This is a genomic window from Flavobacterium zhoui, assembly GCF_042787235.1.
Lineage (GTDB): Bacteria > Bacteroidota > Bacteroidia > Flavobacteriales > Flavobacteriaceae > Flavobacterium > Flavobacterium zhoui.
The window spans coordinates 357,669-370,049 of sequence record NZ_JBHZPY010000002.1; the positions used below are offsets into that span (position 1 = coordinate 357,669).

10 protein-coding genes, 1 other RNA gene and 1 pseudogene are annotated in these 12,381 nt (G+C 34.4%); 2 read left to right on the forward strand and 10 right to left on the reverse strand.

What is annotated here, in order from left to right; all coding sequences use genetic code 11:
• Positions 1-14: 14 nt before the first annotated feature.
• From ACFX5F_RS04575 to ACFX5F_RS04615, 9 genes and pseudogenes are all read right to left on the reverse strand, one after another.
• Positions 15-1,616: an FAD-dependent oxidoreductase gene (locus tag ACFX5F_RS04575; RefSeq protein ID WP_379850339.1), complete on the reverse strand. Its 1,602-nt coding sequence runs from the start codon at positions 1,614-1,616 to the stop codon at positions 15-17.
• A gap of 98 nt (positions 1,617-1,714) precedes the next feature.
• Positions 1,715-1,975, reverse strand: a pseudogene (locus ACFX5F_RS04580) (response regulator); the annotation flags it as partial.
• Between the two features lie 15 nt (positions 1,976-1,990).
• Positions 1,991-2,761 carry a hybrid sensor histidine kinase/response regulator gene (locus ACFX5F_RS04585; protein ID WP_379850341.1) on the reverse strand — a complete coding sequence of 257 codons (771 nt, stop codon included), beginning with the start codon at positions 2,759-2,761 and terminating at the stop codon, positions 1,991-1,993.
• 263 nt (positions 2,762-3,024) lie between these two features.
• Entirely contained in the window at positions 3,025-3,825 is an 801-nt protein-coding gene (locus ACFX5F_RS04590) for a ferritin-like domain-containing protein (protein WP_379850343.1), read from the reverse strand.
• Positions 3,826-3,859: 34 nt separating this feature from the next.
• Complete coding sequence (locus ACFX5F_RS04595; RefSeq protein ID WP_379850344.1) at positions 3,860-4,636, reverse strand: ferritin-like domain-containing protein; 777 nt, start codon at positions 4,634-4,636, stop codon at positions 3,860-3,862.
• Positions 4,637-4,804: 168 nt separating this feature from the next.
• Positions 4,805-5,452 carry a hypothetical protein gene (locus ACFX5F_RS04600; protein WP_379850346.1) on the reverse strand — a complete coding sequence of 216 codons (648 nt, stop codon included), beginning with the start codon at positions 5,450-5,452 and terminating at the stop codon, positions 4,805-4,807.
• 153 nt (positions 5,453-5,605) lie between these two features.
• Positions 5,606-6,643, reverse strand: coding sequence for an alpha/beta hydrolase (locus tag ACFX5F_RS04605; protein WP_379850348.1), 1,038 nt, complete (start codon positions 6,641-6,643; stop codon positions 5,606-5,608).
• 644 nt (positions 6,644-7,287) lie between these two features.
• Positions 7,288-7,683: a transfer-messenger RNA gene (gene ssrA, locus ACFX5F_RS04610) on the reverse strand.
• 94 nt (positions 7,684-7,777) lie between these two features.
• A complete protein-coding gene (locus ACFX5F_RS04615; RefSeq protein ID WP_379850413.1) occupies positions 7,778-8,995 on the reverse strand; it encodes a serine hydrolase domain-containing protein in 1,218 nt (405 codons plus the stop codon).
• A 239-nt stretch (positions 8,996-9,234) separates the two neighbouring features.
• On the opposite strand from ACFX5F_RS04615, the gene ACFX5F_RS04620 reads away from it, so the two are divergent.
• Positions 9,235-10,437, forward strand: coding sequence for an NAD(P)-dependent oxidoreductase (locus ACFX5F_RS04620; protein WP_379850350.1), 1,203 nt, complete (start codon positions 9,235-9,237; stop codon positions 10,435-10,437).
• A gap of 118 nt (positions 10,438-10,555) precedes the next feature.
• On the opposite strand, the gene fumC is transcribed toward ACFX5F_RS04620, so the two are convergent.
• The gene (gene fumC, locus ACFX5F_RS04625; protein WP_379850352.1) at positions 10,556-11,953 is read right to left on the reverse strand and encodes a class II fumarate hydratase; all 1,398 of its coding nucleotides are present in this window, start codon (positions 11,951-11,953) and stop codon (positions 10,556-10,558) included.
• A gap of 219 nt (positions 11,954-12,172) precedes the next feature.
• Between fumC and ACFX5F_RS04630 the strand changes: the two genes are divergently transcribed.
• Positions 12,173-12,373, forward strand: a complete 201-nt coding sequence (locus ACFX5F_RS04630) for a hypothetical protein (protein ID WP_379850414.1) — start codon at positions 12,173-12,175, stop codon at positions 12,371-12,373.
• The last annotated feature ends 8 nt before the right edge of the window (positions 12,374-12,381 follow it).

Genomic DNA, 12,381 nt, shown 5'->3' on the forward strand with positions numbered 1-12,381 from the left:
ACCGGTATTAACTTTTAAACTTTAGGTTCTTTGTTAATAATGATTTTTTTTAAATCGGAGGTTGCGGGGCCGTTTATTACTGTGCCTTCATTGGTAAAACGGGAACCGTGCATGGGACAATCAAATGTTTTTTCGTCAGCATTCCATTGCAGTATGCCACCTAAGTGGGGACAAACAGCAGTGCAGGTATGAAGATTATTCTGTTCGTCACGATATACTGTGATTTTTTTTAATCCTGAAGAAATAATTCCACCTTCACCAGGTTTTAAATCACCTACTTCTTTTATATCTTCTTTAGTAAGCCAGTCTCCATATTGCAAAATCATGTTTCCAACTTCGTGTAAATAATCACCAGCGGTTTTTAATGAAATGCGAGACGGGCTATATAATTTAATCCAAGGATTATCTCTTCCTGTAATTATGTCGGTGATAATCATTCCACCAAGGGTTCCGTGTGTCATACCGTTGCCGGAGTCTCCAGTTATGATATAAATGTTATCTTCACCAGGATTCTTACCAATGTATGCCAATGAATCAAGAGGTTCCATTACCTGACCTGACCATTTGAATTCGATAGTTTTAATAGCCGGAAAATGTTTCTTTGTCCATTTTTCCAGTTTATGATAGCGGTCTTCTTCTTTGATATGTTCATCATCTGCCTGCCCCGTGCGATGATCTTCTCCACCAGCAATCAACATATCATATTGTTCATCAAACTCTTCTAAGCGTACATAATGATAAGGCTTCGATATCCATTTTGAGTCATGATCGCCTGTGTCCCACCACAATGCATAAGGTAATTTTCCTCTTGAAACTTTGGCAGCTATCACATAAGTGCGATAAGGCCATTGTTTGGTGTGCATTATTACCCAGTCATTGATGGGGGTATTTGTTGCCACTACAATGTGATTTGCTTTTATTTTAAAACCGTTTGCAGTAGCTCCTTCCTTTGTAATGTTCCCCGCTTTTGTTTCTGTATATATTTTTCCGCCCAATTTTATAAAGGCATTAGTCAATCCTTTAAGATAAAGAAGTATATGAAATTGTGCTTGATCTGAGAATTTAATGCACCACTTGTCATCTTCTGTTGCAACGGACGGAACGGAATTCAGCATCTCGGTAATAAGTCCCGCACGTTTTGTAGCTTCGAATTCCTTCTCTAATGTTTCCTTGGAATCAGAAGGATGTAAAAACAAATAGCCATCCACTCTTTTAAAATGACAATTAATTTTATGATGTTTAACGGTGTTAGCTATCCATTCAATAGCTGCCATGTGACTATTGGCTGCTAATTGTGCAGTATGTTCATCGAAATTTTTTTCCAATTCAAAATAACGGTCGTCAAGCGCACAGGTAAGATGAGCAGTAGTTCTTCCGCTTTCACCGCTTCCAATAAATCCGTCTTCAACCAAAATTACTTTACGTCCTTCCTTTGCAAGACAATAAGCAGTGGTAAGTCCAGAAATTCCACCACCAATAACCAAAATATCAGTATTAATATCCTGGTTTAATTTCTCAAATGCTATTGGCTTCACAGCAGATGAAAACCAATAGGATAGATTATCTCCCGAGGTTATAGTACCATTTTTAGATTCGAAAGTATTAGGAGTTTTCATTTGAGTTTGTCTTTCTTATTTAGTGCAAACATTTTGGAGAGAATAAATTTACGAAATAAATACAACAATTAAAGAGTAAGTTATTGATTTTTAGTTTATTATTTTAAATCTAATTTAGTTTTTAAGATTTTTTTTTTTAGTTGTTTGATAATTTTATTATATAAAAGTTTCTCATCAATGGGCTTAGATATGTAGTCATTCATTCCAACTGCTTTAGATTTTTCCGTATCTATAGTCTTTACATCTGCGGTTAGAGCTATAATAGGGATTTTGGAATTCATTTTATTTCTTATGTACTCTGTAGCTTCAAATCCGTTCATTTCAGGCATTTGTATATTCATCAGAACTATATCGTAATTGTTTTCCTGTAGCTTTTATATTGCAATTTTTCCATTTTCGGCAATGTCACATTCAAAGCCAAATTCTTTCAATATAATTTTTATCAAAAGCTGATTCAGTGGCATGTATTCAGCAACTAATACTTTTACATTTTCTATCCCAATAGCCAGATTTGATATTATTTTTTTTTCGATAGCAATTGCTGTTATGTATTTTTCAAAATCTAAAATATAACCAAAAGTAGATCCTTTGCCTTCTTCGCTTTCTACAATTAAAGTTCCATCTTGCTGTTCTACCAGTTGCTTGACTATAGTGAGCCCCAAGCCTGTTCCACCATATAATCTGGATGTCTCGATGGATGCCTGCTCAAAATTATCAAAAATATGTTCCAGTTTGTTTTTTGGAATTCCAATGCCAGTGTCGGTTAACATAAATTGGATTGTTATTTTTTCTAAATCTTCTTTTAGTAGAAGAATACTCAGGGTAATTTTACCAGCCTGTGTAAACTTTATGGTATTGCTTATTAAATTTAATATTATTTGTCGCAAACGCAGACAATCACCTACTATATATTCTGGGATAGCTGTATCATATTGTTTCTCTAGTTCTAAATTTTTTTCTAAGCATTTTGATTCAAACAAATAAAATATGTCGGTAATGCATTCGGAGATATTAAAAGGTTTTTTGTCAAATGCCATTTTTCCTGCATCTACTTTTGCTAGATTTAGAATGTCATTGATAAGCACAATCAATGCATCACCACTTATTTTTATAGCCGTAAGATATTCTTTCTGATTGGCTGTCAATTCGGTTTTCTATTTCCGTTAAGTTATTTTCCAAATTGATATTAAATATATCATTTTCATATATTTATAAAAAAATAAGGTTGTAAACAGCGGATCTTTTCGTTACTATTACTTTTCAGATAATAAAAAGAGCGAACTTATTAAAGTAACGCTCTTTTGTTTTAAACAAGATTATAATTTTCTTTAATAAATCTATTAACTACAATAAAAAAAGCACTTTAAAAGGAATTGAGTTGTTTTTTTACACTTTGTTGCTTATTAAATTACACAATAAATAAATTAGCTATTGTAACCGTTTCTTGCGTTGTTAATGGCTCGTCAAATGATTCTGTTCCTGCATCAACACCAAATAATGCTGCGGTATTGAAACCTGCCTGGTTGGTATTTTCCTCCCCATTATATACAGGTTGCGCCTGCTCCGGTAAACCGCCACGATCATTGCGGATAATCCATCCTTTTTGAGCGCGTAATCGTCTTACTTCAGAGGCATGACGCGCTTCGACAGAATGGATCTGCAAGGCTGCGGTCAGTAAATCAGGCGTTGAAATTAAATTTCCAGCTTGTCCTTTGTATGCTCGTACGCCAGTATCTTCAAAAGCTTGTGCCAATGCCAAAAACGTTGCGTAATCACTAAATGGGTGAAAAAGTCCACCAACTGTAAAGTCAAATGTCGGTTTTGCAACAACGTTCGGACTTCCAGCGCCACCTAATGCGTTTATTAAAAAGGTAACATGATCTGTTTCATGGTCTGATATTTGCTTAAAAACTTTTTCATCTCTTCCATTTGTAGGGATCACACCCGACTGTAGTCCTAGAAGATAATACTCCTTTTCAAGGTATTCTAAAGTCAGAGCAAGTTGTAAAGCACCAGTTGGGGTGCTTGGCGTTGGGCTAATGTCTGCAGCATAGGCAGCATTTGTGAATGTTGACAATCCAAATGGGATAGATGCTAAAGCTAAATTTTTCCCCAACTGACCAAATTGTGTAAAACTTTCTCTTCGGGAACCTTTACTTTGCATTAAACTCTCATTAGCAAAAGACTCTATAAATTTTAATATGTTCATAATTTCTATTTTTAAAAGTTAAAAGTTAATTGTTTTACGGTAAGTATAATGCAGTGAATGGAGTTGTAATAAATCCATCAGCAATAGCGAGGACTTCCGAAGGATTTTTCTTAACATCCAGACCAGTTGTAGTATCTACTACATCATCCCCGGCAAAATCTTTGGAATTGGGATTAATTAAACTTCTGATGGCAGAAGCATGTCTCGCTTCAACCGAAACTATTTTCCCAGCTAATAACAAATATTCCGGATTTGAAATTAATCTTCCCGCACCGTTATAAGCGGCAACTCCAGTATCTTCCAATGCTTTAGCTATAGCTAAAACCTCACTGCGACTACTAAAATTTAAACCCCCATAATCAAAGGCTAAATCAGGAAGTAATTGTTTTTTTGGATTTGGAAGCGCTGCGCTCAGAGTTGCTTTAAAGAAGTCTCGGTGTATTACTTCATGATGATACAAATCAATCAACACTTGCTGATCTTCTGCTGTAAAATTTGATGTAAAACCACTGGCATTTACGACTTTAGTATAAAAATCGGCTTCTAATTGTTCCAGAGCATATGCATAGGTCAACACTCCTAGATCGTTTCCGCCTAAATCAAATACCCCATTTTTTACCCCAGGGAAATGACCACCACCATATTTTGATGTTAAATTAGCGTCATTAGGGCTAATAAAGATATAGTCGTCTTTGTTACAACCGGTTAATAATAAGCCTGTGCCCACCATAGTGAGCCCGCTGATTTTAAGGAATTTCCTCCTGTCGGTAAAGGAAGATTCCGCTTTTTGAATCTTTACTACATTTTTCATAATTTAAACAATTAAAAGGTTACTAATTATATTAATAAATGATGCAGTAGGTGCGTTAGGTTTGAGAAAAATATTAAAACTTAAATTATCAAATTACATATAAGGGTTAGAATTATAATTATGCATTTAAGTTTAAACTTGTTATTATATATTGTTTAAAAATTTCGTTTATTTTGCCCCTTTTTTTTTCATTCCTTTCATTACATCTTCTTTCGTTAATCCTGTGGTATTTATGTCTGGATCGGCAGAGTTTTCCTGTGTTGAGAAAGTTAGCTTTTGCATATATATTGGGTTACCTCCATTCATTTTCTCTTTTACAGTATCTCCATATGCTTTTCGTGCTTCTTCAACAGATTTTTTACCTGTAATAATATCATTAGCCAGGTTTAATGCTAAGAAGTTATTCCCTTCTTTATCGCAGCGTGCGCTCATAGTTCCTTGCGTACGATCAAATGTTACACTACCATCAAATTTACCAAGTTCATCCATTATATCCATAGGTACTTTGTAACTTATCGTAGTTTGCATCATATCGGTATGTTCAATGGGGAAACTATGTTTGGATTCTTTTTTACTGATGCATATTTTTTTCCAAACGCCTTTCTTCATCCAGATAAGTTCGTCTTTTGTAACCCCATCAGGTTTACCGTATTTGTCGTTGATTTCTTTTACCGCCATACGGGAAGCTTCAGGCCAGTCGCTTACATTGGGCATCATCATTATTGTTTTATCCTTAGACATTTTGTTGTCCTGTGCGGATAATTTTCCTAATCCTGCAATGAGAATTAGCGAAAGAATTGCTACTGTTTTTTTCATTTTGAATGTTTTTAAATTGAATCCTGCTTATTTATGAATGCTATTTTAAAAATTAGTTACGCTTTTACGTTGTGACATTGACAGGAGTATATGTTTCATCTTCCCTTTAATTATATCTAAAATTTGTATTTAGCATCGTTACAAAATCAAGTTTTATTTTAATGCTTTTTTTATTTCAGAAGCTGCTTGTAATAAAGCTGATGTGGTCCCAGGAATTGTACTTATTGGATTTAGTAACCCCCAATCGTGAATCATTCCATTATAACGTGTTGCAGTAACTTTTACCCCTGCATCGTCTAATTTTCGGGCATACGCTTCTCCTTCATCTCTTAAAATATCATTTTGTGCGGTCTGCACTAATGCTGGTGGCAATCCTTTCAACTGGCTACTTGTAGCCTGCAAAGGAGAGGCATAAATTTCTTTACGTTGTTTCGGGTCAGTTGTATAATTGTCCCACATCCACATCATCAAATTTTTAGTCAGGAATCGATCTTTAGCAAACAAGTTATAGGATTCGGTTTCAAAATTAGCATCGGTAACCGGCCAAAATAAAACCTGCAATTTAATGTTCGGCCCTTTTTTTTCTTTAGCCATCATTGCAACCACGGTAGCCATGTTTCCTCCGACACTGTTCCCTGCAACCGCTAGTCTTTTACCATCAACTCCAATTTCCTTCCCATGTTCAGCTACCCATTTAGTAGCGTTATAGGCTTGGTTAATAGCGGCTGGGTAGTGCGCTTCAGGAGATGGTGAATAGTTAACAAACACCGCTGCTGCGCCAGATTCGACTACTAAATCTCTAACCATTCGCTGATGGGTAGGAAAATCTCCAAGGACCCAACCTCCTCCATGAAAGAACATAAATACTGGCAATGGGCCTTTTTCACTTGCAGGTTTGACAATATTTAGTTTAATATTTTGACCATCCACAACAATCGTTTTCTCTGTAACAATTATTCCAGATATATCAACTTTTACAGATGATTGTAAGCCACTCAGCACTGCCCGACCTTCTTTAGGTGGTAATTGTTCTATAGGCTTTCCAGTTCCTGAATTAAGGACTTTTAAAAAACCTCTGATATTGCTTTCAATGTTCGGATCTTGTGAAGCATCTTTTGTTTGTGCAGCTACTTCACCAGAAAAAGCAATCGCTAACAATAATATCCCGACTTTTTTTAGTTTTGATTTCATTTTTTGTGTTTTATATTTAATGATAGAAATATAATCTGTAAATAAATTCAATGCAATGAAAAATCAGGGCTTTTTGTAGCATTCAATTACAGGATATGAATTCTACACAAAAATTTTACGGTATTTTCAAAGATTAAATGATATTACTAAGCTCGATTTGGGGTTTTCAAGCATTTTTTTTCAAAAATAAGGTAGACATCACTTAAGAATTCAATTTTTTGCTGGAACTATCTTTCTGCTCATTCCAGTTTCCTTTTTACTTTTGGAGTTTTTTTTTGAGGATTAAAATTACTAATAAAAATAATATATTAATTTGTTTTACAGATAATTAACAAAAATTTAAAAAAAATAATTTCATTTGGTCGTTGTCTTTGCAAAGATATTTCTTTCTGGAAAAAAGATGCAACTCTTTCAAACAGTTCTTTTTGATAAATTAGTTTTTTAGTGTTTTAATTTGATCAAATCTTGAATCATTTCTTAAGCTAATATGTATCAGGAATGGAATTTACAAGCTAAAAACAAAAATATAGGATTGTATTCTATTGTAAATAAATTTTAATTTATTTTGTTGGGAAGATATTGGGAATTAGCAAAATAAAAAAAAACCGTAAAAGCTTAAAATATAGCTTATTACGATTTTTTTAAAGTGGAGTCGCCGAGAATCGAACTCGGGTCCAAACAAGCAACTAAAAAGCTTTCTACGCGTTTATTTCCTGATTGAGTTTTCGATATTGTGCTAGGCCAGAAACAGCCACACTATACTTATCTTCTTAATTTTGAAATCCACCCGAAGCTCATGGAAATCTAGGTTTATTTTTACGGTTCCCCTTTACTGAACGCCACAAACCAAGGCTTTCAAGGAGAATCCTGCTTTCCTATCTGATAGGAACGAGGCTAATCTTACTATAATTCAGATTATGCAGCTAGAGCGTAGTTATTTTCGCCGTGTAAAATTGTAAGATCTTATATTTACGAGCAAGGTCTCAATGCTCGACGTGCTTACTTATCAATTCGACTTGCTGTCAAAACCAGTCGACCCCTTTTTTATTCTGACTCAGAAATAATTTGAGTTTGCAAATGTATTCTATTTTTGTTTAAATCTGCCATCTATATTTAGAATATATTTATCAAAAATCATTCCTCTTTTTCTCCCTTGCCCAATGGGAATGGATAATCACCAAATAACCTAGATAGTTTCCTGACCTGATAAGTTCTAGTTGTGAATTTATTAGACAGCGCAATAATGGTAACTTTCTCTTTTGGTAATGTGATATATGATGAGGTGTTTCCATGCCACCAACCGTTATGGAAATAAAAATTTTGTCCTGTTTTCCAATTTATTATTCGAATACCAAGACCATAATTCTTTTCTCCTGCACGTTCATTGCTGTATCCCTCAAAAACTTCTTTGAATAACTTTGGATTCAAAAATACACCGGAATTTCTCGCTCTGTCAAATTTCAATAAATCTCGGGGCGTCGAATAGATGTTTTTATCCCCGTAAACGGCATCTAAATAATCTTTACCTATTTCGACTCCATTTCCCTTATAGGACGGCGCAATAGTATCTTTATCTCTTTCGTAATCAAAGACATAAGTGTTTTTCATTCCTAGTGGTTTGAAAATAATTTGTCTCATTGCTTCTTTGTAGGGAAGCTTGGTTATTTTCTCTATTATCAGTGCCAACATTGCATAATTAGTATTGCAATAGCTGAAGCGCGTGTCCGTTTTAAACTCCAACCCAATATCCTTAGTAGCCATTATAGTTAAAATATCTTGATTGGTCAGTCTATTATGTCTGTCCCATACCGTCTTATCGCGATCTGTAAAATAGGCGTAGTTCCTCATTCCGCTTCTGTGGTCCAAAAGTGTTTTAATAGTAACATCAGGATAAGGAAATTCTTTTAGAATGGTATTTACCTTTTGGTCTAAATCAATCCTCTTGGCATTAATTAATTTCAAAACTGCAGTTGCAGTTAATACTTTGCTCACAGAGGCCAAGTGAAGGGGAGTAGTACTTGTTATTAATCTTTTGTCTCTTTTATTAGCATAGCCCTCGTAATTTTCATAGATGATCTGACCATTTTGAGCAACAAGAAAACTTCCATTTGCACTATTATTGGGCCACGTTTTATTATAAAAAGATTCTACTGATCTTTTTTTAGAATTAATGTATTCAGCCGTTAATTTAGGATGTTCATTCGTTAAAGGTTTCATTTTAGGCAAGGTACTCTTGGGTAGTAGTGCATCGCTCAATTGTACTTTTTTCTTCTCTTTTGTACAAGAACTCAAAACTAATATAAGGATGAGTATTTGTAGTATATTTGCGTTTTTTATAAAATTCATTTCAATAGTGCTAGAAAGGCAAATATATAGAATCAATCCCTGTTGATTTATTTTTTTTCCAAAACCTTAACACTATTTTATCACTGTCTGGCATTAGCCGTTTTCTATGTTTATGGACATCAGCTTTTAATCGTTTCAGAATTATAAATTTATTAAAAAAATAAATTAAATTTCATCTTATTTGTTATATTTGTAACAAATTAAAGGTATTAAGTTATATTAAATCATAAATAAAGCATTTAAAAATGAAATTCGGAATTATAAAAGAGAGAAAAACCCCACCAGACAGAAGAGTTGTTTTTTCACCAGATGAATTGGCAAAAATAAAACAGCTATATCAGGACGCTTCTATAAAAGTAGAAAGTTCAGATATTAGAATTTTTACTGACGAGCAGTACAAGAAATTGGGAATTGAAGTTGCAAATGACATAAGTGATTGCGATGTTTTTTTTGGGGTAAAAGAAGTTCCGGTCGATTATCTTATTCCTAATAAATCATATTTCTTTTTTTCTCACACCATAAAAAAGCAACCTTACAACAGAAAATTGCTGCAGGCTATACTTGAAAAAAATATTGATCTATATGATCATGAAACGATTGTTGATGCTAACAATCGCCGATTAATAGGTTTTGGGAGATATGCCGGAATTGTAGGTGCTTATAATAGTATCAGAGCTTTTGGAATAAAATTTGGCTTGTTTAAAATCCCGAAAGCAGAAACACTTTCTGGAAAAGAAGCACTAATAGCGCATTTAAAACGAGTGGTTTTGCCACCTTTAAAATTTGTTATTACCGGAACCGGAAAAGTGGGTAACGGTGCAAAAGAAATTTTGGATGCTATAAAAATCAAAGAAGTTTCGATTGAAAATTACTTAACTAAAAACTATACACAGCCCGTTTATACTCAAATTGATGTATTGGATTATAATAAACGTAAAGACGGTCAAGTATTAGATTTCAATGATTTTTATAATAATCCACAGGAATATGTTTCTGATTTCGAAAAATTCACAAAAGTAACAGAGGTTTTTATTGCGGGTCATTATTATGCCAATCAGTCGCCAGTAATTCTTACTCAGGAAATGCTTCAATCCAATGACTGTAAAATAAAAGTGGTTGCTGATATTTCCTGTGATGTCAATGGTCCAGTTGCGTCTACCCTTAGATCATCAACTATTGCGGAACCTTTGTATGGATATTTATCTGCTGAAAATAAAGAAGTTGATGTATTTCATCCTGCTGCAGTAGTTGTAATGGCAGTTGATAATTTGCCATGCGAATTACCAAAAGATGCCAGCGAAGGTTTTGGTGAGATGTTCATGGAACATGTAATTCCAGCCTTTTTTAATGGTGATAAAGACGGGATTCTTCAAAGAGCCAAAATCACCGAAAAAGGAAAATTGACGCCTAGATTTAGTTATTTACAAGATTATGTAGATGGGAAATAGTTATGAATTGTAAATTATAAATGCCGAATTGAAACATTTTTTTTTAAAATTATTAAAACTAAAAACCCTGCAATGTTTTATCACTGCAGGGTTTTTATTTATAACTCAAAATTCAAAATTATTTCAAGCTTCCTACCATATCTTCGGGTTTTACCCAAGCATCAAAATCTTCTGGAGTTACATAACCCAAACGAACAGCTTCTTCTTTTAGAGTCGTCCCGTTTTTGTGAGCAGTTTGAGCAATTTCAGCCGATTTATAATATCCAATTTTAGTGTTTAACGCCGTAACAAGCATTAATGAATTATCTACTAATTCTTTAATTCGTTTGTAGTTTGGTTCTATACCTTGTGCACAATGCTCGTCAAAAGACATGCAAGCATCACCTAATAATCTTGCTGATTGCAAGAAGTTAGCTGCCATCAATGGTTTGAATACATTCAATTCATAATGACCTTGCATTCCTCCAACAGTTATCGCAACATCGTTACCCATTACTTGTGCGCAAACCATAGTTAAAGCTTCACATTGCGTAGGATTTACTTTTCCCGGCATAATAGATGAACCCGGCTCGTTTTCCGGAATAATAATTTCACCAATTCCTGAACGTGGCCCTGAAGCCAACATACGAACGTCATTTGCAATTTTATTCAATGAAACCGCCAATTGCTTTAATGCACCATGAGTTTCTACGATTGCATCATGAGCTGCCAAAGCTTCAAATTTGTTTTCAGCAGTTACAAATGGATGTCCGGTAAATTCAGCAATATATTCGGCTACTTTTACGTCATACCCTTCAGGAGTATTCAATCCGGTTCCTACAGCCGTTCCACCCAAAGCCACTTCTGATAAGTGCGCTAAAGTGTTTTTAACCGCTTTCAAACCGTAGTTTAATTGCGCTACGTATCCTGAAATTTCTTGTCCTAATGTAAGTGGAGTAGCATCCATTAAGTGGGTACGACCAATTTTAACTACAGTATTAAATTCAAGCGCTTTTGCGTGAAGTGTATCTCTTAACTTTTCTACACCTGGAATAGTTATTTCTACTACCGCTTTGTATGCTGCAATATGCATTCCTGTTGGGAACGTATCGTTAGAAGATTGTGATTTGTTTACATCATCATTAGCTTTGATGAATTGTTCGCCTTCGCCAATATTGAATCCTTTTAATACTTGAGCACGATTAGCAACTACTTCATTTACGTTCATGTTACTTTGCGTACCAGAACCAGTTTGCCAAATCACCAATGGAAATTCGTTGTCTAATTTACCGGCTAGGATTTCGTCACAAACGGCAGCAATAGCATCACGCTTTTCGATTGGCAAAACGCCTAAATCACAGTTAGCATACGCGGCTGCTTTTTTTAAATAAGCAAAGCCTTCAATAATTTCTTTTGGCATGGAAGCCGAAGATCCGATTTTGAAATTGTTTCGGGAACGTTCTGTTTGTGCTCCCCAATATTTGTCTGCAGGAACCTGCACTTCACCCATCGTGTCTTTTTCTATTCTGAATTTCATTTCGTTGTTGTTTATAAGTATTAAGTAGTTTGTTTGATTTTTAGCCCCGATAATAGTGAAAATCCTTTTATGCCGGTGTTCGGCATAAAAGATTGTAACGTATAGCGGGAGTAGCTCTAAATTCTGAGCTCAAAAATACGGATAATTCCCTTTTTATAAAAATTGATTGATAGTTTTTGTTCTTTTTTATTGGTAAGAAAAGGAATTAAACTTACATTTGTGGCTACATTCAAAATTCTGGAAAACATGTTTGAATTTTCACAGTACTTAGGCTTTTTACTTTTCTTAACCGTTCTTACTATAGGATTCTGGTTGATGTTTTTTTTAGTTGGTTTCGTATCTTATTGGATAGGTGGAGCAACTTGGGAATCATATAAAGAGAAAAGAGCTAAAAAGAAGCAACAACAACAGTCAGTTTAATCTGATTG

Excerpts from the sequence above, each read along its gene's own strand:
- ACFX5F_RS04590 (WP_379850343.1), bottom strand. The coding sequence starts at position 3,825 with ATGAACATATTAAAATTTATAGAGTCTTTTGCTAATGAGAGTTTAATG.
- ACFX5F_RS04595 (WP_379850344.1), bottom strand. The coding sequence starts at position 4,636 with ATGAAAAATGTAGTAAAGATTCAAAAAGCGGAATCTTCCTTTACCGAC.
- ACFX5F_RS04605 (WP_379850348.1), bottom strand. The coding sequence starts at position 6,643 with ATGAAATCAAAACTAAAAAAAGTCGGGATATTATTGTTAGCGATTGCT.
- ACFX5F_RS04600 (WP_379850346.1), bottom strand. The coding sequence starts at position 5,452 with ATGAAAAAAACAGTAGCAATTCTTTCGCTAATTCTCATTGCAGGATTA.
- fumC (WP_379850352.1), bottom strand. The coding sequence starts at position 11,953 with ATGAAATTCAGAATAGAAAAAGACACGATGGGTGAAGTGCAGGTTCCT.
- ACFX5F_RS04620 (WP_379850350.1), top strand. The coding sequence starts at position 9,235 with ATGAAATTCGGAATTATAAAAGAGAGAAAAACCCCACCAGACAGAAGA.
- ACFX5F_RS04575 (WP_379850339.1), bottom strand. The coding sequence starts at position 1,616 with ATGAAAACTCCTAATACTTTCGAATCTAAAAATGGTACTATAACCTCG.